Origin of the sequence: Streptomyces sp. NPDC048462, assembly GCF_043200175.1 — a bacterium.
Taxonomy (GTDB): domain Bacteria; phylum Actinomycetota; class Actinomycetes; order Streptomycetales; family Streptomycetaceae; genus Streptomyces.
In genome coordinates this window covers 136881-161105 of sequence record NZ_JBICXG010000020.1, presented here as the reverse complement: position 1 = coordinate 161105, position 24225 = coordinate 136881, and the positions used below count along the sequence as shown (strand labels likewise).

The following is a 24225-nucleotide window of genomic DNA, read 5'->3' as shown; positions in this document are numbered from 1 at the left end:
CTGCCGTCCTCCCGGTCCAACGCCTCGAAGAACCGCGCCTTCAACACCGCGAAATCCACGATCCCCGCAACTCCCTGAACTCCAGGGTGTTGCGGTGATCGATAGAACCCGCCCTCGCTCTCCGAGTGGTCCGGGGCTCAGTCGTAGGGTCAGGCTCCCCGGGAGCCCGGCGGAAGCGCGGCCTGGACCCGCCCCGCGTGCCGCCCCACGCGCTGCCAGGAGCCCAGGCTCCCGGTGTGCGTGGAGGGGCTGCCGCTGCCGTGCCCGGCCGCTGTGCCCGCCGCACCGGACGTGCCCGCTCCGCCGTGCCCCGAGTGGCCGCTCAGCGGGGCGCGGGAGCCGAAGAACCCGCTGCCGAAACTCGGGAGCCCCAGGCTCTCCTCCCCGCTCCGGTCACCCGGCAACGCCCGGAACGATCGGCGGTACTCGGAGTACAGCGCGTCGTAGATCGGGGTGCGGGACGGGCCACCCGATGGGTCCTGCGCGGGGCGCATGGCAGGGATCGGGCTCGGACGCTGGTGGGAGGGGTCGTATGAGTGCACGTATGTGCCAACGACCCCACCGCCCGTCGGATGCGGGCGCGCCGGAGAAATAGCTGTTCGCCCAGGGCTCCCAAAGTGCCCGGACACGATCAGGTACCGGCCAGCGGCATCGCCGCGGCGACCAGGATCCCGCCGGCCGAGGCCTTCTCCAGGGCGTCGCGCAGCAGGTCCTCGCGGGGCTGCTGGCCGATCGAACCGGCCGGGGCCGCGTAGACGAGCACGGTCTGCGACTTGTTCGCCGCGGTCCGCCAGCCCTCGGTCACCTGCAGCGGCGCGTGCGCCTGCCACCAGGCCACCGGGGCACCACCGCCGGTGCCCGGCTGGAGCACCGCGTGCAGCTGCCCCATGGCGAGCAGGATCGACCAGCCGTGCAGTACCTCGGGGACCTGGTCCATCCGCTGGACCGGGTGGAAGCCCTGCTCCAGCAGCAGCTGCAGGAACTCGTCGCCGCCGCTGCCGTCCGTGCCGGGCCGGGCGATGGCCCCGGTCGGTTCGACGACCAGGGCCGGGTGCAGTTCGTCGTCGATCAGGACGAGGCCGCTGGTGATGCCCAGCACGGCCTGCTCGGGGTTGAGCCCGTCCGGGGCCTCCTGCTCGCTCCCGGTGATGCTGCGCACGGCGCCCTGCAACTGCTCCTCGGCCACCTGGACGACCTGGGAGGGGATGCAGGTGGCGTGGGCGAAGGCGAGGACCGCCGTCTCGTCACCGACGAACAGCACCGTGCTGGTGCGTTCCTGCTCGGAGTCGCCGGGGGTGCGGCAGGAGGTGCAGTCGTAACTGCCGGGGGCGTTGTCGCCGACGAGCAGCCGGTCGGCTTCGGCGTCGCCGATCTCGGCGCGTACGTCCTCGCTGACGTCGAGCATGCGCGGCACGGGTGGCTCCTCGAACTCGGTACGTGCGCCGGGTGGTTCCCGGCTCATGAAGAAGACAACGGGTGAGTCGCTGCCGGGGTCACGCGAGAAGGCGAACGGAATCGAACCGGGGCGCCGGCCGGCAGGTGATACGCCGACAAGTCAGGAAATCGTGAAGCCCCACGCGCGGCTGCGCCCCGCCCGCGGGGCGGTGCCCGGTCCCGGCGGGAGCCGCGCTCGTGCCGCCCCCGCCGCGCGGGCGCCGGGGGCGGCCCTTCCGGTGCCGGAAAGCGGGTGATTCGGGCCGTCGGCTATACGGGCGGAACCGTCCGGCCGGGCCGGTCCGATGGTGTGGATATTGTGAGCATGAGATAAGGGTGCGATAAGGAAGGATGAATTCCGGACGGTCATTTCGATTGCCGGAGGTTATTCCGAAGGGAAATCGACGCGCCCCGGCAGCGGATATCCGGACCGTTTCTGCGCCCTCTTCGCGGATCGTTTTCCGGCCTGTGCGATTACTGTGCGTCCGGTTGTGAACCGCGCGTTCGGGTGAGGGATTCCGGCGCGAACGTGTGTGGTGATCCTGTGACACAAGCGTGACCGGTGAGGGACGTGAGGATGCGGTGCGACCGGCCGGCGCCCCGGCTTCCACCGTTGTCCGGGGCCGCCTACGGTGAGGGGTATGGCACCCATACCGACTCCTTCCGCCCAGCCCGACGACACACCCGGCGCCTATGTCGGCCTAGGCTCCGAGGCCGCCGAACGCAGGGCCCGGGAGCGGGGCTGGACCACGGTCAGAGCCCTGCCGCCGGGCACCGTCATCACCATGGAGTTCCAGGGCGGCCGCATCAACTTCGAGGTCGACGACGGCGCGGTGAAGCGCTGCTGGGTCGGCTGAGCCCCCGTACGGCCCGCGCGCCGGTCCCGCAGGGGTCCCGCGCGGCTCTGTGCGGGGCCCGTACGCACGAGGAAGGCCCCGACCGGAGTCGGGGCCTTCACTCATGCGGGGGAGCGGCTGTGCGTACCTTCCCGCCGCTCGCCTTCCTGCGGCTCGCCCGGGTCAGCCGCCCGCCACCGGCCGGGCCGGCGCCGTGCCGCCGTGCGGGGTGCGGTCCGCGTGCGGCGGCCGGCGGCTGCCCGCCGGGGTGACCGGAGTGCGCTCCGAGCGCGCCGGGTGGCTCTGGTGTGCGGGGGGTGCGGTGTGGGCGCGGGTGCGGCCGCCCGCGGCCGTGACCACCGTCGCCGGGCGGCTGCCCGTGGCGGCCGGCGGGCGGACCTGGGTCTGTGCCGCGGTCTCGGCGGCGGCCGGCTGTCCGGCCGGAACCGGCCGGGGGGCGCCGGCTGCGACGGGCGGGGCCGGTACGAGCCTGCTGCGGGCGCTGAGCCGCTCGCGGGCGGCGAAGATCCAGTTCTCCGCACGGGTGATCAGCGGCTCGCACCACGGCAGGCCGAGCAGGATCAGCAGGCCCGCCGCCCAGCCGAGCACCACATCGCTGAGCCAGTGCGTACCGAGGTAGACGGTCGTCAGGCCGACCCCGAGCGACACGACGGCGGACATCGCCGAGAGGTAGCGCCTGGCCCGCGGGGTGGCGGCCAGGTAGGCGAGGATTCCCCAGGTCACGACCGCGTTGGCGGTGTGCCCGGACGGAAATATATCGCCGCCGGCGAAGAGTTCGGCCGATCCGATCTGGGTCGCGTAGTGCGGGCCGAGCCGGCCGAGGCCGTACTTGACCGCCCCCACTGTCGCGTTGAGCAGCAGCAGCGACGCGCCCAGCGTCAGCAGGGGGCGCAGGGTGTGCTGCCGCCAGGAGCGCCAGCCGAGCCAGCAGGCCACCATGACGGCCGTGGGTCCGCGCTGACCGAGTACGACGTAGTAGTCGAGGAAGGCATGGATCTGGGGCCACTGCTGGTACGGCCGGAAGAGCATGACCTTCCAGTCCAGGGTCACCAGCCAGGACGACATGAGCACGGCAATGACGATGGCGAGATAGAACGCCAACGTCCCGCCGAAGAGAGCGATGCGGTGACGGCTCATCCGCGGTGTCTCTATCTTCGGCGGTTCCGGCTCCCGGTCCAGGCGGGCGAAGATGTCGGTACGCACCCAATCGACGTTACAGCGAGTGAGTGGGTGACCTGGTCGATCCGGCCGCTTTGTGATGACGATGTGATGTGGACTATGTCTCAGTGCGGCCGGTTTTCCCGCGCCTCCGGAGAATCCTGGATTCCTTCCGTTTCATTACTCCGGCTCTCGCGCCGCAGAGGTTTCTGGATATTGAAGTAAAAGCGCACGGGATATCGAAGTGCATTTACCGGGGCCTCTCGGGAAGCGGAACGGACGGTATCGGTCCGGTCACTCGACGCCTTCGTTCGCCACTCGACGAGCGCTCCGCCGCGCCCCCCGCAGCCCCTCGCGCGCCCCGCCGAACGGCCGGTCCGCGCAGGTCGGGAGGGGTCCCCTGGCGGGTCGGTCCGGCGGCGAGCAGTGGCGTACAGCACACTCGGAGGCCGTTGGCGGTATGAGATGGGCCACGTGTGCCCCTGCCGAACTCGCGTACGCTGACGGCTCACTCGCCCGTCGATGCCGGGCCCGGAGGGACAGCGGACGCTGAATCCCCAGCGGGCCTGCCGAGCGCGAGGGACCTTCTGGGAGGTAGATGCATGTCCGGGACGACCACAGCCCGAACCCGCCTGCGCGCAGCCGCCGACGGTGCCAATCGATGGGTCGTCCTGGTCGTCCTCTGCCTCAGCCTGCTGCTCGTGGCACTCGACGCGACGGTGCTGCATGTCGCCGTCCCCGCCGTCACCGAGGACCTGCGGCCCAGCGCCACCGGCCTGCTGTGGATCGTGGACGCCTATCCGCTGGTCTGCGCCTCGCTGCTGATCCTCTTCGGCACCCTCGGCGACCGGGTCGGGCGGCGGCGCGTCCTGCTGGTCGGCTACGCCCTGTTCGGGGCCGCCTCCGCCGTCGCCGCCATGGCCGACAGCGCGGGCGTGCTCATCGCGGCGCGGGCGCTGCTCGGCGTCGGCGGCGCGATGATCATGCCGGCCACCCTGTCCATCCTCCGCCAGGTCTTCCCGGACCGGCGCGAACGGGCGGTGGCGATCGGCGTGTGGTCGGCGGTCGCCGCGGTCGGCGCCGCCGCCGGACCGGTCATCGGCGGCTTCCTCGTCGAGCACTTCTGGTGGGGCTCGGTCTTCCTGATCAACATCCCGCTGATGGCCCTGATCCTCCCGGTCGGCCGGCTGCTGCTCCCGGAGTCCAGGGGCAGCGACGACGGCCCCTGGGACGTGCTCGGCGCCCTGATGGCCGCGGCCGGTGTGCTCGGAGTCGTCCTGGGCGTGAAACGGGCGGGCACCGGCGAGGGTCTCCTCGGGCCGGCCACGCTCGTGCCCCTGCTGGCCGGGGCCGCGCTGCTCGTCGTCTTCGTCCGCCGCCAGAAGCGGCGGACGCACCCGCTGATCGACATCGGGATGTTCGCCAGGCCGGCCTTCTCCACCGCGGTGGGCTGCATCGTCCTGGCCATGCTGGCCCTGGTCGGCCTGGAGCTGATCGCCGTCCAGTACCTCCAGCTCGTCCTGGGCCTCAGCCCGCTGGAGACCGGCCTGCGGCTGCTGCCGCTCACCTTCGCCGCGATGGCCGCGGGCGCCACCGGCTCGTACACCCTGCGCCGGGTCGGGCCGCGCCGGATGGTGGGCTGGGGCTTCGTCCTGACGGCCGTCGCGGTGCTGATGCTGACCGCGATGGGCCAGCACGACCGGCCCGCCCTGCTGGCGGTGTCCTGCGTCGTCCTCGGCTTCGGCCTGCAGTCCGCCCTCTTCGGCGCCTACGAGTCGATGCTCAGCGAGGTCCCCGCGGACCGGGCAGGCGGGGCGGCCGCGATCGGTGAGACCTCGTACCAGCTGGGCGCAGGCATGGGCATCGCGCTGCTCGGCAGCGTCATGAACGCCGCGTACACCCCGGGCCTGGCACGGCTCCCCGAAGCGGGTGTCCCCGCCTCGGCCGGCGCCGCCGCCTCCCGCTCGCTCGGTGAGGCCTATCAGGTGGCCGCGCAGCTGGGGGGCCCGCTCGGCCGGGTGCTGCGCTCCACGGCCCGGCACGCCTTCGTCCACGGGCTGCACGTCGCGCTGCTGGTCAGCGCCGCACTGCTGCTGCTCGGAGCACTCGCCGCGCTGCGGCTGCCGCGGGTGATGGAGTGCCCGCCGTTGCTCTGCGAACCCGGCGATTCCCCGGACGGCGGCCATGCCGACGACTCCGGCCATGCCGGCGACTCCGGCCGGGCCGAGGATCCCCGCGGCCACCGGGGCCACGAAGCGCCGGCGGCGGACCGGCCCAAGGCCCTGGTCCCGCTGCCCGCCGCGCGGCGTCCCGTAGAGGCGACCGGCTCTGGACGCGCGGCACACTGAGCCGTAACGTCGGCACGACGCCGTAACTAACACTGCTAGTTTTCGGCGTTCCGTACCGACCTCTCAGTACCGTTGCGAGCCGCCGGAGGCACATCCTCATGTCCACCGCTCCGTCCTCGAAGCTCCCGCCCTTCGACCCCAGCGACCCCATCGGCATCGACGACCTCCTGGGTGCCGAGGACCTCGCGATCCGCGACACGGTCCGGGCCTGGGCCGCCGACCGTGTCCTGCCGCACATCGCGCAGTGGTACGAGGACGGCGAACTGCCCGGCATCCGCGAGCTGGCCCGCGAACTCGGCGCGCTCGGCGCGCTCGGCATGTCCCTGAAGGGCTACGGCTGCGCGGGCGCCACCGCCGTGCAGTACGGGCTCGCCTGCCTGGAGCTGGAAGCGGCCGACTCCGGCATCCGCTCCCTCGTCTCCGTCCAGGGCTCCCTTGCCATGTACGCCATCCACCGCTTCGGCTCCGAGGAGCAGAAGCTGCAGTGGCTGCCCGGCATGGCGGCCGGCGAGATCATCGGCTGCTTCGGCCTCACCGAGCCCGACCACGGCTCCGACCCGGCCGGCATGCGCACCCACGCCAGGCGCGACGGCGAGGACTGGGTCCTCAGCGGCCGCAAGATGTGGATCACCAACGGCTCGGTCGCCGGGGTCGCCGTCGTCTGGGCGCAGACCGACGAGGGCACCGCGGGTGCCGGCATCCGCGGATTCGTCGTGCCCACCGACGCGCCCGGCTTCTCCGCACCCGAGATCAGGCACAAGTGGTCCCTGCGCGCCTCGGTCACCAGCGAGCTGGTCCTGGACGACGTGAGGCTGCCGGCCGACGCCGTACTGCCCGGTGTCACCGGCCTGCGCGGCCCGCTCAGCTGTCTCAGCCACGCCCGCTACGGCATCGTCTGGGGAGCCATGGGGGCGGCGCGGGCCAGCTTCGAGGCAGCCGTCGACTACGCGCGGACCCGGGAGCAGTTCGGAAGGCCGATCGGCGGCTTCCAGCTCACCCAGGCCAAGCTCGCCGACATGGCCGTCGAACTCCACAAGGGCATCCTGCTCGCCCACCACCTGGGCCGCCGGATGGACGCGGGCAGGCTCCGCCCGGAACAGGTCAGCTTCGGAAAACTGAACAACGTGCGGGAGGCCATCGAGATCTGCCGCACCTCGCGCACGATTCTCGGCGCCAACGGGATCTCACTGGAGTACCCGGTGATGCGGCACGCGACGAATCTGGAGTCGGTGCTCACCTACGAGGGAACCGTGGAGATGCACCAGCTGGTGCTGGGCAAGGCGCTCACCGGTCTGGACGCGTTCCGGTGAAGGACGGCCTCCGGACCGATCCGGTGAGCGCCCCGCTCAGCTCTGGTTGAAGAAGCCGTCGGCCGGCCGGCCGGCGGCTTCGCCGTTGACCACCTGGGTGTCGGCGGGGGTCAGCAGGAAGACCCGGGTGGCCACGCGGTCGATCGACCCGCGCAGTCCGAAGATCAGCCCTGCGGCGAAATCCACCACGCGCTTGGCGTCGGCGGAGTCCATGGAAGTGAGGTTCATGATCACCGGGACGCCGTCCCGGAAGAGCTCACCGATGCTCCGGGCGTCCCGGAAGCTGTCCGGGGTCACGGTGGCGATCCGGCGGCCCGTCTCCTCGGCCGCCTCGGAAACCACCCGCACCCGCGGATCGGTCACCCAGGCCTGTCCGGTCCCGGTCCGTGCACCATCGGAGTACTCGTCGTCGTCGTAGTACCGCTCGTCGTTGTCCTCTACGAGGCCCAGCCAGGCACTCGCCTTGCGCACCGATCCCATGGACGCCTCCTCTCACCGCGGTTCCTTGGCGTTCCGCATCTCTTTCGTATCCCTATGGTCGTCCATGATGCGGATCGTGCGCCAAGGGGATAGGCGGCGCGCAGGGCATTCGTGACGGTACTGGTGCAGAGGATGTGGCGATTAGTCAAGGTTCCTCCTGCTAAAGGGCCCTGAAGAAAGAAAATATGATGCTCCGGGCCGTACGGGTGACATGGGGGACGTACGGGTGAACGGGACGCTCGATACGATGCACGGCGCGCCCTCGCCCGAGCGCGGCGCACAGCTGAACGAGACCCGGGGGACCGTCGTGTTCGGAATAGTCAGGCCCTGCGTCCACCGGTTGTCGGACGGGCTCAGGACCGAGTGGATGGCCCATCTCTGCGGGCTCTGTCTGGCACTTCGATCCCACCACGGGCAGTTCGCCCGGATCGTCACGAACTATGACGGCCTGATCGTCTCGGTCCTGACGGAGGCTCAGGCCGAACGCACCCCCGCACAGCGCCGCACGGCGGGCCCCTGCCCCCTGCGAGCCATGCGGACCGCCCCGGTCGCGAAGGGTGAGGGCGCCAGGCTGGCGGCCGCCGTCTCGCTGGTGCTGGCGTCGGCCAAGGTGCGGGACCACGTCGCCGACCGCGACGGGCTGTTGAAGCGGCGCCCGGTGGCGGCCGCGGCCCGCAGGGTGGCGGCGGGCTGGGACCGCGCCGGAGCGCGTACCGGCGCACAGCTCGGCTTCGACACGGCGCTGCTCGTCGACGCGGTCGACCGGCAGACCGGCATCGAGCTGCTCGCCGGCCACGGCACCCCGCTGCTGACGGTCACCGAGCCCACCGAGACGGCCACCGCGGCGGCCTTCGCGCACACCGCCGTACTCGCGGGCAAGCCGCAGAACGCCGCGCCGCTCGCCGAGGCGGGCCGCCTCTTCGGGCGCCTCGCGCATCTGCTGGATGCCGTGGAGGACCAGGAAGCTGACGCCGCGTCGGGTGCCTGGAACCCGCTCACCGCGACCGGCACCTCGCGCGCCGAGGCCCGCCGGCTCTGTGACGACGCGCTGCGCGGCGTGCGGCTGGCACTGCGCGACGCGGAGTTCACCGACGGCAAGCTGGCGCACGTGCTGCTGGCGCACGAACTGCGGCGCTCGGTGGACCGCGCCTTCGCCACGGACGTCTGCTCCCACCAGTCGGGGGGCCTGCTCACCGGGGCGCCCGGAGGTCCGGATGGAGCCGGCCATCCGTCAGGAGTGGTCCCCACGGCGTCGTTCGGCCCCCCGCCGGGCAACCCGTACAGCCCCTCGGGGCCCGGCGTCCCCTTCGGGCCCCCGCAGCCGCCGCCGGAGCCGCCGCGCGACCGGCGGGGGCTCATAGTGGGGTGCCTGGTGTGGGCCGGTCTCGCCTGCACCTGTCAGATGTGCTGCGGCACCTTCGACGATCCGTGGAGCCGTCAGCGCCGCGAGGGGCTGTGCAGTCAGTGCGACTGCGGTGACTGCTGCGATGCCTGCGACTGCTGCGGCAATTGCAGCGGCTGCGGAGATTGCTGTGACGGGTGCGACTGCTGCGACTGCGGCTGTGACTGCAGCTGCTGATGTGGCGTCATCATCTCCGGTCCCAGGTCATTTGATCTCGGGGGGCGAGATCCGCGAGGCCTTGATCGCTGACTCGTCGATGCCACACTTCTTCAGGATCCGGTCGTAGGTGCCGTCTGCTTCCAGGCTGCTGACCGCGGCCCGGAAGGCGGGCGCCGGCGGGGTGCCCTTCTTGAAGGCGAAGCCGACGTCCAGGCGCGCGAACTCGTTCAGGAAGCGCACGCCCTCCTGCTGCTTCACGGCGTAGCGCAGCCCGTTGATGGTCGACATCACGATGTCGGTCCGCCCCTGCTGGAGCGAGCTCCAGACCGCGGCAGGATCGGAGTACGTCTTCACGTCGTACGGCTTCTTGCCGGCCTCGGAGCACCGGTGCCTGCTCTCCTCCAGCGTCACCTCGAACGTGGTGCCCGCGGCGGTGCCCACCGTCAGGCCGCAGAGCTGGGTCAGATCGGTGACCTTGCCCAGCTCGCTGTCGTCGCGGACCGCGAAGCCCTGGCCGTCGTTGAGGTAGGTGACGAAGTCGATCGTCTTGCGGCGCTCGTCGGTGACGCCGAAGTCTCCGGTGCCCACGTCGTACTTCCCGCTGCCGAGCGCGGGCAGGATCGCCTCGAACGCGGCGACCCGGGGCTCGACGACTTCGTCGACGAGGTCGTCCCGCTCCTCCAGGAACGAGGGGTCTTCCGCTCCGCGTACCACGGCTCCACATTCCGGTCGCACCTCGGGCTCGTGGAGCCCGTATGGAAAGGTTGAGCCCATGAGCACGGACGCACAGCAGCAGGCAGCGCAGGACCGGGACCGCTGGCACGAGGAACGCACCGCCACGGTCTCGGCACCGTACGGACCGCTCTCCCTCACCGGCACGCACTGGCTCTCCGACTACCCGGAAGGGCGAATTCCGGCCGTTCCGGGCCGGTGGCGCGAGGACGGCGACGAGGTGGAGCTCACCGCGGTGCCCGAGGACGGGCTGACCGTCGACGGCGAACCGTTCGCCGGACAGGTACGGCTCGGCGCCGACCGCGGTCCGATCGACGGATCACGGGTGGCCCACGGGGAGCGGCGGCTGTTCGTGCTGAGCCGCGAAGGGCTCTGGGCCGTACGGGACTTCGACCCGGACTCCGCGGCGCGGCGCGCCTTCCGGGCGATCGAGGCCACGCCGTACGACCCGCGCTGGGAGCTGCCCGGGATCTTCCGCCCGTACGACAGCTCCCGCACCGTCCGGGTCGAGAACGCCGACGGTGTCGAGCGCGGGCTCGGCCTCGCCGGGGAGATCGCCTTCGAGGTGGACGGTGCCGAGCACACCCTCCAGGTCGCCGTGGAGCACGACGGCTCGCTCTGGGCGGTCTTCGCCGACGCCACCAGCGGGAACAGCAGCTACCGCTTCCGGTTCCTGCGCCCGGCCGCACCGGCCGCGGACGGCAGGGTGACCGTCGACCTCAACCGCGCCCTGCTGCCGCCGTGCGCCTTCGCGGACCACTTCATCTGCCCCTTCCCGCCGCCCGGCAACACCCTGTCGTTCGCTGTCGAGGCGGGGGAGCGCAACCGGCTCGACGGCTGAACATCCGCCTCCGCTCCATCGGCCTCCGGCCCCGGCACTCCTCATCCGCCGGGGCCGGACGCACGGGCGCGTCGAGCGGCCCGGTGCGAAGCTCAGGCCAAGAGGCCCTCTTGCGCGGGAAGTTGACGCCTTGAATACTCCCGAACAGCGCTTGTCAGGAGCACGGCAGGTTCGGAATGCGGACACGCTGCCGTGCGGCTGACTGCGCCTCACGGGTCCGGCCACCCCACGGGCGGGCCCCCACCCCCCTCGGGAGGAATGACAAGTGAGGATCAAGCGCACCACCCCCCTCAGCGGTACCGCGAGACGCAGCAGGGCAGTCGCCATTGCCGCCGGACTCGTAGCGGTCGCCGCGCTCGCCGCCCCCAGCGCCCAGGCCAGCTCCACCTCCGACGGAACGTTCAGTGCCAACCAGCTCACCGCCGCGAGCGACGCCGTCCTGGGCGCCGACGTGGCGGGCACCGCCTGGACCGTCGACCCCGCGACCAAGAAGGTCGTGGTCACCGCCGACAGCACGGTCTCCGCCGCGCAGATCCAGCAGATCAAGGACTCCGCGGGTACCAACGCGGGCGCCCTGCGCATCGAACGCACCTCCGGGAAGATCCGCAAGCTGATCTCCGGCGGTGACGCCGTCTACGGGCCCGGCTTCCGCTGCTCCCTGGGCTTCAACGTCCGTAGCGGCAGCACCTACTACTTCCTGACGGCCGGTCACTGCACCGAAGGCAGCCCGCCGTTCTACAGCAACTCGTCGAACTCGACGACCATCGGACCGACGGTCGGGACCAGCTTCCCGACCAACGACTACGGCCTGGTGCGCTACGACAACGCCTCGATCTCCCACGAGGGGACCGTGGGCAGCGTCGACATCACCGGCGCGGCCAACGCCACGGTCGGCATGTCCGTCACCCGCCGGGGCTCCACCACCGGCATCCACAGCGGCACCGTCTCCGCGCTCAACGCCACGGTCAACTACGGCAACGGCGACGTCGTGTACGGCATGATCAAGACCAATGTGTGCGCGGAGCCCGGCGACTCGGGCGGTCCGCTCTACTCCGGCTCCAAGGCGATCGGCCTCACCTCGGGCGGCAGCGGCAACTGCTCCTCGGGCGGCACGACGTTCTTCCAGCCGGTCACCGAAGCGCTCAGCGCGTACGGCGTCAGCGTCTACTGACAGCCGGGCGGCCGGTTCCGTACGCCGGGGCCGGCCGCCGCCTCGAAAGCTCAGCTCGAACACGCCGAGCCCCCGCCCGAATTCCGGGCGGGGGCTCCCGCTGACCCCGCGGCTTTTGAGAGGATGTGGCACAGGACGGTCGCGCAGGAACAACGGGGGCGGACGCTGTGCCTCCCGGAGGGATGCCCTCCGGGAACCCCCGGCTCAGACCCCAGGGGGATCCAGGTCCGTGAATCGCATCGGAGTGACCGGCCACCGCAGCATTCCGCAGGAGGTGCACGCCCACGTGCTGGCCGCGATGCGTGCCGCGCTCGGCGCGTTCGACGGCTCGGTGGAGGCGCTGTCCAGCCTGGCGGTGGGGGCGGACCAGCTCTTCGCCGGCCTCGCGCTCGCCCACGGCGCGGAACTGACCGCGGTCATCCCCAGCGGCGACTACGAGGCCTGCTTCGCGGACGGCGCCGAACTCGCCCGCTACCGAGACCTCAAGGCCCGTGCCGTGCGGGAGGTCCGGCTGGACTACCCGCACTCCACCGACGAGGCCTACTACGCGGCGGGCGCCTACATCGCCGACCACTGCGACCGCCTGCTCGCCGTCTGGGACGGGCTGCCCGCCCGAGGCCTCGGCGGCACGGGAGACATCGTCACCTACGCCCGCCGGCTCGGCCGCCCGGTCACGGTGATCTGGCGCGACGGGGTCGTGCGCGGCTGACCCCGCGGCGGCCGTCGGGGCACCGTCACATCTGGTGCCGGGCGAGCCAGTCGGTGTGCTGGGGCGAGACGATGCGTTCGGTCTCGAACACCGCCCGGGGCCACTGGCGCTCGTTCAGCGTGGTCTCCATCGCTATCTGCATCGACTCCAGGTCCTTCTCCACCAGGGAGTGCGCCGAGATCAGCGGATGGTGGCGGCGCATCTCGGCCCAGGCCAGGCAGGCCGCCGCCGCGGCGGACAGCACCCCGGTCAGCGCGAAGGACTGGCCCACCGAGAACGCCCTGAACAGGGCGAGGGCCAGGGCGAGCGCCGTCAGCACGGCGATGGTGCTCGACCAGATCACGGTGGCCCGGCGGGACACCTCCTGGCGTCTGCGGTACCAGCTGCGTTGTTCGATCAGCCGGTCCCGTACATATGTCTCCTTACGGACGGTGAATGCCTTTTCCCGCAGGGCGTGCATGGAATCGGTGATGAGTCCGCCGGAATCGGCTGTCCGGTCCCGGGGGTCCGACCAGCCCACCTTGCGGAGCTCCTGCAGCCCCTCTTCGAGGCGATTGGCGAACACCGCCTCCGGGTGCTGGGTGCCGGTGTCGAAAGGTGAGCCGTGCACCGAGTAACGCCAACACATCGATTTGATGAACTCTGCTGCGGAGCGATTGAGTTGCCAATGCGACTTTGCTTTCCGCCGGGAGGTGAGGTAGGTCGCGATCAGGACACCCAGGTACGCCAACGCCGCCGCACAGTCCGTGAGTTGGAGGGTGCCGGCGACCTCGGCGTGCCAGGGCAGCGCGGCCGGCAGAGTGCCCCCCACCAGCAGTATCAGCTGCCACCGGGTGGTGTTCACGGCCTCCCGCTGGCGTGCGACCGCGATGGCGTCCGTATGGTGAAAGAGTTCGGGCAGATCAGCGTTCCTGAAGACCATGCTCTGCAGCGGTCCGGGAATCGCCGTCATGTTTACTCCCGTCTGCGGTTATGTGGTCACCCTGATGGCGGAATCTCTAGTTCCGGTCGATCACGCCGGCTCCCGTGCGACCCTCTGCTGCCAAGTGGCCGTCCTCAGTTGCCAACCGAGGCCATGAGAGTAAAGTCGTGCCGCCGGACACTGCAATGGTGCAGGTGCCGACATTGGTTTCCTGTCCGGAACCATTCCATTGGAACGAACCCCCTCAAGGACGGCCGTGAAGACCTCTGAATCCTCCCTCTCCTTCGCCGTTGCGAAGAAGAGCCGTGTGCCGCTCACCGCGATCGACGCGCGTGGTGGCGAAGCTGCCAGGAAGCTCGGTCGGGTGCATGTCGCGTCCGCCGGTCGCCCCACCCAGGCAGCCACCTTCAACTCCTCCCTCTGAAATCCCTCCGACCCGCTGACACGGAGCACTCCTCCGGTACGGCCGGACCGTCGGACCACCCTTCCGGCCTGGCTAGACTGGCGGAATGACAGGACCCCTGGTCCCTTTCCGTGAAGTAGTCCTCAAGGTTCACAGCAGGTGCGATCTTGCCTGTGACCATTGCTATGTCTACGAACATGCCGATCAGAGCTGGCGAACCCGTCCGAAGACAATCTCTGATGAAGTCATTTTCCGGACTGCTCAGCGCCTGGCTGAGCATGCCAAGACACACGCACTGCCCTCCGTGTCAGTAATCCTGCACGGAGGGGAGCCTCTGCTCGCCGGCCCCGCACGCCTGCGGCGCATCTGCGAAGAGCTGACCTCCGCCTTCGAGGGCATCGCCGCGCTCGATCTCCGGATCCACACCAACGGCCTGCAGCTCAGCCCGCGCTACCTGGACCTCTTCAGCGAGTACGGCGTGAAGGTCGGTATCTCCCTCGACGGCGACCGCGCGGCCAACGACCGGCACCGCCGTTTCGCCGACGGACGCAGCAGCCACCCCCTGGTGCTCAAGGCCGTCGAGCTGCTCCGGGAAGAGCGCTACCGCCACCTCAACCTCGGTCTCCTGTGCACCATCGACATCGAGAACGATCCGCGCGCGGTCCTCGACGCCCTCACCGAACTCGAACCGCCGCACATCGACTTCCTGCTTCCCCACGCCACCTGGGACGACCCGCCGCCGCGTCCGGACGGATCGCCCACCGCCTATGCCGAGTGGCTCCTCGCGGTCTTCGACCGCTGGCAGGAGCTGGGGCGGCCGGTGCCGGTGCGGATCTTCTCCTCCGTCCTGTCCACGCTGAACGGCGGCCCCAGCCTCACCGAGTCCCTGGGTCTGGCCCCCACGGATCTCGTCGTCGTCGAGACCGACGGCAGCCTGGAACAGGTCGACTCGCTCAAGAGCGCCTACGAAGGTGCGGCGGCCACGGGGTTCGACGTCTTCACGCACGCCTTCGACGAGGTCGCGGCGCATCCCGGGGTGCGGGCCCGGCAGCTTGGCCTGGCGGGCGTCAGCGAGACGTGCCGCCGTTGCCCCGTCGTACGTTCGTGCGGTGGAGGTCTGTACACCCACCGCTACAGCTCCGCCGGGCCGGACGAGGGCTTCGACAACCCGTCCGTCTACTGCCAGGATCTCGCCGCCCTGGTGCGCGGCATCGAGGCCCGCACACCGGCCGACTCGGCGGCGCCCGCGGTGGCCGACCGGGGCGAACTGCTCACGGCCCAGGAGGATCTGACCCGCACGCTGCTGGCCCGGCTCAACGGGGACCTGGACGGCCGGGGCGGCGAGGGATGGGACCGGGCGTGGGAGCTGGCGGCCGCTCTGGACGGCTCGGAGCGGGGCGCGGGCGGCCTGGACCACGTGCTCGCCCACCCGTACACCCGCACCTGGCTGCTCGACGCGCTGGACGCCCTGCACGGGGAACGGCCGGGAGCGGCCCGGGACGCGGCGGACGCCCTGCCGGCCCGCCTCGCGGCCGCCGTCGTGCGCGCGGGGCTCGACAACTGGGTGCCGGTGCCCTACCGGGACGGCGGGCTGGTGTTGCCCACCCTCGGGCGGCTCGCACTCGGCGGCCCGGGGGAGCACGGCACGGTCCGGGTGCGCGCCACCGGGGACGGCTTCCTGGTCGGCCGGGACGACGGACCCGGCGAGCTGCGGATCGCGTGGCCCGCGCCGGCGGCCCCCGGCTGGCTTCCGGTGCGCGGGTACGCCCTGCCCGGGGGCGGTCCCGGCTTCGTGATCGACGACCTGGACCCGTACCGCGACTGCTTCGCCGTGCCCGCCTCGGCCACGCTCGACGGGCCCGCCGCCGGCCGGCTGGCCGCCTCGGTCGCCGAGGCCTGGGCGCTGATCGAGGAGCGGGCCCCCGCGTACGGGGCGCGGTCCGCCTCCGTGCCGCTGACGCTCACTCCGCTGACCGGCCCGGAACCGGGCGGCCCCCACGTCGGGCGGCACGGGTACGGCGCGCTGGGCATCGGAGTGGACGACGGGGTGGGGGCGCTCGCGCTCGCCCTGGTGCGCGGAGTGCGGCGGGCCGGATTCCGCGCACTTGTGGACGTCACGGATCTTTACGCGGCGGACGGCTCCTGGGAACATCGAATGCCCTGGCGGGAAGAATTGGTTCCGTTTTCCCGGCTGCTGGCCGGTACGTATGAACGGCTGGCGCTCGCGGCATTCGACCCCGGGTACCGGGTCGGCGTAGCGCAGGCACTCGACACACTGGAGGGGGCGGCCGAACTCACCGTCGGCGGGAAACGGCTGCTCGCTCTGATGCGAAAAGAATTCTGAATCCCGGATTCCGGTTCGGGGAAGATCATGCGCGGGGTCGGGACAACTGGGAGGAACGGGCGCAGACCGAATTCGATCAGGAGTGTGATCGATAAGCCCTGGGCATAGATGACTGAAAAGTGGCGTTGAATGACCGAACGCCATGGGGGTGGAGCAAGGTCCGCTCCGGAATGATGAATTCGCTCGCATTCTTTTCACTCCTCGGGTGCGGGTGCTCACACAGGACGGGGGTCGTGTGCACGCGACTACGCAGCAGCGATCGGCGGACCATCGGCCGTACTTCTTCTTGAGCTACGCCCACACACCGGGGTACGGCGGTGGAACGGACCCCGATATGTGGGTCGAACGGCTTTTCCAGGATCTCTGCGGCCATGTGATGGCCATGACCGATCTGCCCGCCGGCGCACCGGCCGGGTTCATCGACCGTGAGATACGTTCCGGCGAGGGCTGGTCGGAGCGGCTCGGCGAGGTGCTCGCCACCTGCCGGGTCTTCGTCCCGCTGTTCTCGCCGCGCTACTTCGCCAGCGAGATGTGCGGCAAGGAGTGGTACGCCTTCGCTCAGCGCGCCATCCACTACCGCGCCCGCTCCAACCAGTCGGCCGAGGCGATCGTTCCGGCGCTCTGGGTGCCGGTACCGCCCAGCCAGCTCCCCGGGCCGGCCGAACGATTACAGTTCAACCACCGTGATTTCGGGGACCGTTACGTCAGTGACGGTCTGTACGGGCTGATCAAGCTCAGGCTCTTCGCCGAGGACTACGAGCGCGCCGTGTACGAGCTCGCCAAGCGCATCGTGAGCGTCGCCGACACGGTACGGATCGGCACCGGCCGGCCCGTCGACTACCGGCTCGCCCCCAGCGCCTTCGGCTCGACGGGCGGCGGCGCCGGCGGCCCCCGCCCCATGCAGGTCACCATCGCCGCCGCCACCCGCCACGACCTGCCCGAGGGACGCGACGCCGACTACTACGGCGACAACCCGCAGGACTGGAACCCCTACCACCCCGACGCCGCCCGCCCGCTGGCCTATGTGGCCGAGGACCTGGTGCGCTCCCTCAACTACCAGGCCACTGTCGCCTCCTTCGACGAGGAACCCAGCCACCACGGCGGCAAGCAGCCCCCGACCACACCGGAGATCCTGCTCGTCGACCGCTGGGCGCTCCAGGACGAGGACCGGTGCCGCAGGCTCGCCGCCTTCGACGCGGAGAACCGCCCCTGGGTGACGATGGTCGTCCCGTGGAACCGCGACGACCACCAGAGCAGGGCCGCCGAGGCGGAGCTGACCGCGAAGCTGGAGCGGACCATGCCGACCAAGATGCGCCAGGGCCGGGCCTACTGCCGCGCCGCGGCCAAGGGCGTACCGAGCATGGAGGCCTTCGGTCAGATCCTGCCGCAGGTGGTCGAGGTGGCCGCCCAGCAGTACCTGAGACACGCGGCCGTCTATCTGCCCGCCACCGGCGGCGGAGGACACAGCGAACGCACGCGGCTGATGGGACCCATGGCGCAGACCCAGTACATCCCCGAGACACATGACCCTGCGACGGACGCGGAGGACACGGATGACGGCCAGTCGTGACGGGCGCATCGTCACCTTCTACTCGTACAAGGGCGGCACCGGGCGCACCATGGCCCTGGCCAACACCGCCTGGATCCTCGCCGCAAACGGCAAACGGGTACTGGCTGTCGACTGGGACCTGGAGGCACCCGGCCTCCACCGGTTCTTCCACCCGTTCCTCGACCCCTCGACCCTCGGGGCCACCACCGGTGTCATCGACCTGATCACCGAGTACGCCTGGGCCGCGACCAGCCCGGTGCCGCGCGCCGACGACTGGCACCGGGACTACGCCCGGATCCAGCCGCACGCGGTCTCGCTCACCCCCGAGGCGCTCGGGTGGCAGTTCCCGCAGGGCGGAACGCTCGACTTCGTCTCCGCCGGACGGCAGAACCGCGAGTACTCCGCGACCGTCTCCACCTTCGACTGGGACAACTTCTACGACCGCCTCGGTGGCGGGCACTTCTTCGACGCGCTGCGCGACGACATGAAGGCCAACTACGACTACGTCCTCATCGACAGCCGCACCGGCCTCAGCGACATCGCGGACATCTGCACCGTCCACCTGCCCGACGCGCTCGTCGACTGCTTCACCCTCAGCGACCAGTCCATCGACGGCGCGGCCTCGGTCGCCCGGCAGATCTCCGAGCGGTACACCGGCCGCCCCATCTCCATCTTCCCCGTCCCGATGCGCATCGACGAGGGCGAGAAGGAGAAGGCGGACGCCGGCCGGGCCCTGGCCCGGCTGAAGTTCGACCGGCTGCCGCGCGACCTGTCCGGCGACGAACTCACCGCCTACTGGGGCGCGGTGGAGATTCCGTACCGCCCCTACTACGCCTACGAGGAGACCCTCGCGACCTTCGGGGACGAGGCGGGGCTCAGCAACTCCCTGCTCTCCGCCTTCGAACGGCTCACCTCGGTCATCACCGACCAGCAGGTCACCTCGATGCCCCCGGTCGGCGAGGAGGTACGGCTGCGCATCCGCGACGCCTTCACCCGGCGCAGGCCGGCCCTGCCCGCCGACCTCTTCCTCTGCTACGTGGCGGAGAACCGGATGTGGGCCGACTGGATCGAGTCCGCGCTCACCCGGGCGGGCTTCCGGGTCGTGCCGCGCGACGTGTCCGCGGAGCGGGGCCCCCAGGAACCGTCGGCCGTCACCGCCGAGAACGCGGCCCGGACCGTGGTGCTGCTCTCCAGCGCCTATCTCAAGTCGAGCCGCGCGGTGGGGCTCTGGGACCGGGCCGTCGCCGAGGACCCGGGCGGCGGGCGGCGCCATCTGGTGCCGCTCAGGGTCGGTGACGTACGGCTGTCCGCGCCCTACATCGACCGCAACCCCGTCGACCTCTTCCGGCTCGACGAGGTGCACGCCACCGCGGCCCTGTTACGGGCTCTGGACCGGCCCGTGCAGATCACCGACGGGGTCTCGCCCGGACCGCGCTTCCCCGGCACCGTCCCCCGGATCTGGAACGCACCGCCGCGCAACCCCGGCTTCACCGGCCGTTCCATGGTCCTGGAGCGGATGCGCGACCAGCTCGGCGGCGGCATGGCCGTCGTGCTGCCGCAGCCGCAGACGCTGTACGGTCTCGGCGGCGTCGGCAAGACCCAGGTCGCCCTGGAGTACGTGCACCGGTTCATGGCCGACTACGACCTGGTCTGGTGGATATCGTCCGAGCAGACCGACGACGTGGTCGCCGGTCTGGCCGAACTCGCCGTCCGGCTCGGCGCCCAGGGCGGCGACGACATGGCGGCCGCCTCCCAGGAAGCGGTCGACCTGCTGCGGCGCGGGGTGCCCTCGGACCGCTGGCTGCTGGTCTTCGACAACGCCGACGACCCGGAGCGGCTGCGGCGCTACTTCCCGCAGGGCGGCTCCGGGCACATCCTGGTCACCTCCCGCAACCAGGCCTGGTCCCAGCACGGCGACGCGCTGCCCGTCGACGTCTTCCTGCGCGAGGAGTCCATCGAACACCTCCAGCGCCGGGCGCCGGGGCTGAGCGACGAGGACGCCGCCCAGGTGGCCACCGCGGTGGGCGACCTGCCGCTGGCCGTCGAACAGGCCGCCGCCTGGATCGCGGAGACCGCCACCCCGATCGACACCTATCTGGAGCAGCTGGCCCAGCAAGCACCGGAGGTCCTGGCGCTCAACCAGCCGGCCGGCTACCCCGAGCCGGTCGCCGCGACCTGGAACATCTCCATCCAGCGGCTCAAGGAGCGCTCGCCGGCCGCGGTGCGCCTCCTTCAGCTCTGCGCCTTCTTCGCCCCCGAGCCGATCTCCGGCAACCTGCTGTACAGCAAGGAGATGATCGAGGCGCTGAAGCCGTACGACGCCTCCCTCCAGGAGAAGCTGGTGCTGGGCCGGGTCATCCGGGAGATCGGCAGGTTCGCCCTCGCCAAGGTCGACCAGGTCTCCAACTCGATCCAGGTGCACCGGCTCGTCCAGGCCGTCATCCGGGCGCAGCTCACCGAGGAGGAGCAGCGGGACGCCCGGCACGCCGTCCACCGCATCCTGGCGGGCGCCCGGCCCGATGACGACGAGCCGATCGACAACCCGGCCAACTGGCCCCAGTTCTCGACCATATGGCCACACCTGGGCCCGTCCGACGCGCGCAACTGCCAGGAGCCCGAGGCCCGCAGGCTCATGATCGACCGGGTCCGCTACCTCTGGAAGCGCGGTGACTTCAGGACGGCCACCACGCTCTGCGAGGAGCTGCGCGACATCTGGCGCGAGACGCTGGGGGAGCGGGACATCCAGTACCTGTACCTCTGCTTCCACCTGTCCAACATCTACCGCTCGCGCGGCCGCTACGTCGAAGCGCGGGAGCTCGACGAGATCACCCTGGCGACCCAGCGCGAGGTGCTGGGCCCGGAGCACCCGCACACCTACATGAGCACCAGCAGCCTGGCGACGGACCTCGGGACGCTCGGGGAGTACACCCGGGCGATCGAGCTGGCCACCGAGGCGACCGACGGCTTCAACCAGATCTTCCACGACTCGCACCCCAGGGCCCTGGCCGCGGCCAACAACCTGGCGTTCACGCTTCGGTCCATCGGCCAGTACGCCAAGGCCCGCGAGATCGACCAGGACGTCTTCGACCGGCGCCGCGAGGTGCTCGGCGAGGAGCACCCCTACAGCCTCTCCTCGGCCATGAGCCTGGCCCGCGACCTGCGTGACGTGGGCCGGTACGAGGACTCGGTGGGCCTGCTGAGCCGTACGTACGACAGCTACAAGGCCACGCTCGGCCGGTCCTTCCCCGGCACCCTCAGTGCGGCGAAGGCGCTGGCCGTGTCGCTGCGGCGAGCGGGGCGGCTGGAGGACGCGCGCCGGCTCACGGTGGCGACCAGGGCCAGGTACCGGGCCAAGTACACCTCCGCCAACCCGGAGTGGCTGGCCTGCGACCTCAACCTGGCGGCCGACCTGTACGCGGCGGGCGAGGCGATCGAGGCCAGGGACACCGCCCGGGACGTCGTCGACCAGTACATGAAGGTGCCGGGCGAGAAGCATCCGTACACCCTGGCCGCCCTGAACAACCTGGGCGTCTATCTGCTGGGGGCCGGTGCCGTCGAGGAGTCGGAGCAGGTGCTGACCCGGGTGGTCGCCTCGATGCGGGAGGTGTACGGGCGCGAGCACCCCAACACGCTGTTCAGCGTGATGAACCTGGCCAACACCACCGCGGACCGGGGCGATCTGGACCTCGTGCTGGAGACCGAGCGGCGGCTGGCCGGGCAGTTCCGGGTTGCTCTGGGGGCGCATCACCCGGAGACGCTGGCCATGCGGTCGAACATGGCGGTCACGCTCGACGCCATGGGACGCAAGGACGAAGCGCTGCAGGTCAGGGCGGAGACCGTGGAGGAGCTCGCCCGGCAGCTCGGGGACGAACACCCGCTCACCCGGATCGCCCGCGACGACCGCCGGTTCCAGCGCGAACTGGAACCGCTCGCCGTGTGACGGAGCCCGCCGCACGGGGGTGCGTGCGGCATGAGGAAACGGAAACGGGGGTGTCCGGCCGTCGCCGGACGCCCCCGCCCCCGTTCACCTCACCGCTCGGCCGTGTCCAGCAGCCAGGTGAGGATCCGGGGGAGCGCGTGCAGCGCGTCGAAATGCGCTGCCGCCGGTTCCACCACGACGGTGGCACCCGGGATTCGGCTCGCCAGCCAGCGGGTGTGCCCGACCGGTGAGAAGACGTCCTTCTCGCCGTGCCACAGCAGCACCGGTCCGGTGATGTCGGCCGGGTCGAACCCCCAGGGACGGCTGAACGCCAGCGCGTCGTCGATCCATCCGTACGCCGAAGTGCGCAGCCCCTCGCGGTAGTTGCGCAACAGCATGGTGCGTACGCCGACGTCGTTGACCACCATCCGGTCGGAGTCGGTCAGCTCCCGGCGCAGATCGTCGATGAGCCGGACCGGATCCCGTCTGATCACCGCGGACCGCGAGATGAACGACTCCGCGAGCCCGTCCGGATCGTCGGCCGCCGTGGTGTACGCCTCCACGTTGGAGGCGGCCATCCCGTCGAACCAGTCGAGTCCGGCGGCGTCCCAGGGGGCCAGCCCCACCAGGGCCGCGGTACGCGTGACCCGCTCCGGCATGAGCGCGGCGCAGGCCAGGGCGTGCGACGCCCCGCCGGACCGGCCCACGACCGCGAACCGTTCGAGTCCGATGTGGTCCGCGATGGCCCGGACGTCCTCCACCGCGTCGGCGACGCAGCGGCCCGGCTGCCGGTCGGAGTCGCCGTATCCCGGCCGGTCGTAGGTGATCAGCTGTGTCTTGCGCTGGTACAGCACCATGCCGCGCGGAGCCGGACCGAGCCTGCTGCCGGGCATCCCGTGCAGCAGAAAGACCGGTCTGCCACGAGGATCCCCCAGACGCTCCACCACCAGTTGCCGTCCGTCGGTTGCGCGCACGCGACTGCGCACTCCGCGCCTCCTTGTGTCCGTGCGGGCACGACGTGCCCGACTTCCCCGTATTGATTCGATGATGGACCATCAAAGCGCTTATGGGGACTGCGCGTTGATTGAATACGGGGCGCTTCGAGGGGGCGCGCGGCCGAGAACCGGCCGCACGCGTCGAGAACCGGACGCGCGCAGGTGGATACCGGACAGTAGGGGGGTGACCGCCGGTAAGTGAACACGGTGAGACCGAAGGGGTGTTGTCGTGTGTGCGTCCTGAGGTCGGCCTTGTGTGCTATCCGCTCCGTCGGAATAGTGGGCGCCTCATCCTCCGTGTACGGGCGACCCCACATCACCCGTGCGCGGCCCCACAGGAGGTCGAAGTTGAAGCATCGACGCATATCCAGGAAGCGCGCAGTGCTGGCGGGTTCGGCGGTGGTCGCCCTGGTCGCAGCGGGCGCGACGTTCCAGAGTGCGAACGCCAGTGAAGGAACGCCCGAGGTCACCGCGCGAACGCTGACGGCCGACGCGGCCGGGAAGCTGGCGACCGGTCTGGGCAAGGATCTGGGCGGCGACGCGGCCGGCTCGTACTACGACGCCAAGTCGAAGAACCTCGTGATGAACGTGGTCGACAAGGCGGCCGCCGAGCAGGTCCAGCAGGCGGGCGGCCGGGCCAGAGTCGTACCGAACTCGCTCGCCGAACTGAAGTCGGCCCGGCAGACCCTGGCCGGCAAGGCCACGATCCCCGGCACCTCGTGGGCCGTCGACCCGGTCAGCAACAAGGTCGTCGTCACCGCCGACCGTACGGTCAAGGGCGCGGCCTGGCAGAAGATCAGCTCGGTGGTCGAGTCACTGGGCGGCAAGGCCCAGCTCAAGAAGTCCGCCGGGGAGTTCAAGCCGCTCATCGCGGGCGGCGACGCGATCTGGGGCGACGGCGCACGCTGCTCGCTCGGCTTCAACGTGGTCAAGGACGGCGAACCGTACTTCCTGACCGCCGGGCACTGCACCGACGCGATCACCAGCTGGTCGGACTCGCAGGGCGGCGGGGAGATCGGCACCAACGCGGCGTCGGAGTTCCCGGACAACGACTTCGGCCTGGTGAAGTACACCTCGGACACCGCGCACCCGAGCGAGGTCGACCTCTACAACGGCTCCACCCAGCCGATCACCAAGGCGGGCGAGGCGACCGTCGGGATGACGGTGTCGCGCAGCGGTTCCACCACCCAGGTGCACGACGGCGAGGTGACGGGGCTGGACGCCACCGTCAACTACGGCAACGGCGACATCGTCAACGGGCTGATCCAGACGACGGTCTGCGCCGAGCCCGGCGACAGCGGCGGCTCGCTCTTCGCCGGTGACACGGCGATCGGCCTGACCTCGGGCGGCAGCGGTGACTGCTCCTCGGGCGGCGAGACGTTCTTCCAGCCGGTGCCGGAGGCGCTGGCGGCCACCGGGGCGGAGATCGGCTGACCCTCCGCAACGCAGTGGTGAACGGCCCCCGGCACCCGCCGGGGGCCGTTCGTGCACG

Annotated in this window: 19 protein-coding genes; 12 read left to right on the top strand and 7 right to left on the bottom strand. The window is 70.9% G+C overall.

All coding sequences use genetic code 11. The features are described 5' to 3' along the window. Positions 1–149 precede the first annotated feature (149 nt). Together ACGFU6_RS28555 and ACGFU6_RS28550 are read right to left on the bottom strand one after the other, a co-directional pair. Positions 150–494: a hypothetical protein gene (locus ACGFU6_RS28555; protein ID WP_393615020.1), complete on the bottom strand. Its 345-nt coding sequence runs from the start codon at positions 492–494 to the stop codon at positions 150–152. A 137-nt stretch (positions 495–631) separates the two neighbouring features. Further along, positions 632–1414, bottom strand: a complete 783-nt coding sequence (locus tag ACGFU6_RS28550; protein WP_393615018.1) for a hypothetical protein — start codon at positions 1412–1414, stop codon at positions 632–634. Positions 1415–2075: 661 nt separating this feature from the next. Here ACGFU6_RS28550 and ACGFU6_RS28545 point away from each other — a divergent pair. Next, positions 2076–2291, top strand: coding sequence for an I78 family peptidase inhibitor (locus ACGFU6_RS28545; protein WP_393615016.1), 216 nt, complete (start codon positions 2076–2078; stop codon positions 2289–2291). 162 nt (positions 2292–2453) lie between these two features. Here ACGFU6_RS28545 and ACGFU6_RS28540 read toward each other — a convergent pair whose 3' ends face one another. Then, positions 2454–3494: a phosphatase PAP2 family protein gene (locus ACGFU6_RS28540; RefSeq protein ID WP_393615014.1), complete on the bottom strand. Its 1041-nt coding sequence runs from the start codon at positions 3492–3494 to the stop codon at positions 2454–2456. Between the two features lie 557 nt (positions 3495–4051). Here ACGFU6_RS28540 and ACGFU6_RS28535 point away from each other — a divergent pair. Together ACGFU6_RS28535 and ACGFU6_RS28530 are read left to right on the top strand one after the other, a co-directional pair. Further along, a complete protein-coding gene (locus tag ACGFU6_RS28535; protein ID WP_393615012.1) occupies positions 4052–5797 on the top strand; it encodes an MFS transporter in 1746 nt (581 codons plus the stop codon). Between the two features lie 98 nt (positions 5798–5895). After that, a complete protein-coding gene (locus tag ACGFU6_RS28530; protein ID WP_393615010.1) occupies positions 5896–7107 on the top strand; it encodes an acyl-CoA dehydrogenase family protein in 1212 nt (403 codons plus the stop codon). A gap of 36 nt (positions 7108–7143) precedes the next feature. Here the strand turns inward: ACGFU6_RS28530 and ACGFU6_RS28525 are convergent, their stop codons facing one another. Then, positions 7144–7587: a cell division protein SepF gene (locus ACGFU6_RS28525; RefSeq protein WP_393615008.1), complete on the bottom strand. Its 444-nt coding sequence runs from the start codon at positions 7585–7587 to the stop codon at positions 7144–7146. Positions 7588–7834: 247 nt separating this feature from the next. On the opposite strand from ACGFU6_RS28525, the gene ACGFU6_RS28520 reads away from it, so the two are divergent. Next, positions 7835–9166: a DUF5685 family protein gene (locus ACGFU6_RS28520; RefSeq protein ID WP_393615006.1), complete on the top strand. Its 1332-nt coding sequence runs from the start codon at positions 7835–7837 to the stop codon at positions 9164–9166. A 27-nt stretch (positions 9167–9193) separates the two neighbouring features. Here ACGFU6_RS28520 and ACGFU6_RS28515 read toward each other — a convergent pair whose 3' ends face one another. Continuing rightward, entirely contained in the window at positions 9194–10027 is an 834-nt protein-coding gene (locus ACGFU6_RS28515) for a transporter substrate-binding domain-containing protein (RefSeq protein ID WP_393615004.1), read from the bottom strand. Between ACGFU6_RS28515 and ACGFU6_RS28510 the strand changes: the two genes are divergently transcribed. From ACGFU6_RS28510 to ACGFU6_RS28500, 3 genes are all read left to right on the top strand, one after another. Further along, positions 9921–10721 carry a DUF1684 domain-containing protein gene (locus ACGFU6_RS28510; protein WP_393615002.1) on the top strand — a complete coding sequence of 267 codons (801 nt, stop codon included), beginning with the start codon at positions 9921–9923 and terminating at the stop codon, positions 10719–10721. The genes ACGFU6_RS28515 and ACGFU6_RS28510 overlap by 107 nt on opposite strands. 265 nt (positions 10722–10986) lie before the next feature. Next, positions 10987–11892, top strand: a complete 906-nt coding sequence (locus ACGFU6_RS28505; RefSeq protein ID WP_393615001.1) for a S1 family peptidase — start codon at positions 10987–10989, stop codon at positions 11890–11892. Positions 11893–12121: 229 nt separating this feature from the next. Next, positions 12122–12601 (top strand): hypothetical protein, encoded by a 480-nt coding sequence (locus ACGFU6_RS28500; RefSeq protein WP_393614999.1) that lies wholly within the window; start codon positions 12122–12124, stop codon positions 12599–12601. Positions 12602–12626: 25 nt separating this feature from the next. On the opposite strand, the gene ACGFU6_RS28495 is transcribed toward ACGFU6_RS28500, so the two are convergent. Further along, positions 12627–13553 (bottom strand): DUF4231 domain-containing protein, encoded by a 927-nt coding sequence (locus ACGFU6_RS28495; RefSeq protein ID WP_393614997.1) that lies wholly within the window; start codon positions 13551–13553, stop codon positions 12627–12629. A 226-nt stretch (positions 13554–13779) separates the two neighbouring features. Here ACGFU6_RS28495 and fxsA point away from each other — a divergent pair, with 226 nt between their 5' ends. The 4 genes from fxsA to fxsT all read left to right on the top strand — a co-directional run bounded on the left by fxsA (position 13780) and on the right by fxsT (position 21759). Beyond that, complete coding sequence (fxsA, locus tag ACGFU6_RS28490; protein ID WP_393614995.1) at positions 13780–13947, top strand: FxSxx-COOH cyclophane-containing RiPP peptide; 168 nt, start codon at positions 13780–13782, stop codon at positions 13945–13947. Between the two features lie 85 nt (positions 13948–14032). Next, complete coding sequence (gene fxsBH, locus ACGFU6_RS28485) at positions 14033–16270, top strand: radical SAM/SPASM protein FxsBH, inactivated beta-hydroxylase extension form (RefSeq protein ID WP_393614993.1); 2238 nt, start codon at positions 14033–14035, stop codon at positions 16268–16270. Between the two features lie 211 nt (positions 16271–16481). Further along, positions 16482–17840 carry an FxsC protein gene (gene fsxC / locus ACGFU6_RS28480; RefSeq protein WP_260256030.1) on the top strand — a complete coding sequence of 453 codons (1359 nt, stop codon included), beginning with the start codon at positions 16482–16484 and terminating at the stop codon, positions 17838–17840. Further along, positions 17824–21759, top strand: coding sequence for an FxSxx-COOH system tetratricopeptide repeat protein (gene fxsT / locus ACGFU6_RS28475; RefSeq protein ID WP_393614991.1), 3936 nt, complete (start codon positions 17824–17826; stop codon positions 21757–21759). Before fsxC ends, fxsT begins: the two co-directional genes overlap by 17 nt. Positions 21760–21848: 89 nt before the next feature. Here fxsT and ACGFU6_RS28470 read toward each other — a convergent pair whose 3' ends face one another. Beyond that, positions 21849–22724: an alpha/beta fold hydrolase gene (locus ACGFU6_RS28470; RefSeq protein ID WP_393614989.1), complete on the bottom strand. Its 876-nt coding sequence runs from the start codon at positions 22722–22724 to the stop codon at positions 21849–21851. 357 nt (positions 22725–23081) lie between these two features. On the opposite strand from ACGFU6_RS28470, the gene ACGFU6_RS28465 reads away from it, so the two are divergent. Continuing rightward, entirely contained in the window at positions 23082–24167 is a 1086-nt protein-coding gene (locus tag ACGFU6_RS28465; protein WP_393614987.1) for a S1 family peptidase, read from the top strand. The last annotated feature ends 58 nt before the right edge of the window (positions 24168–24225 follow it).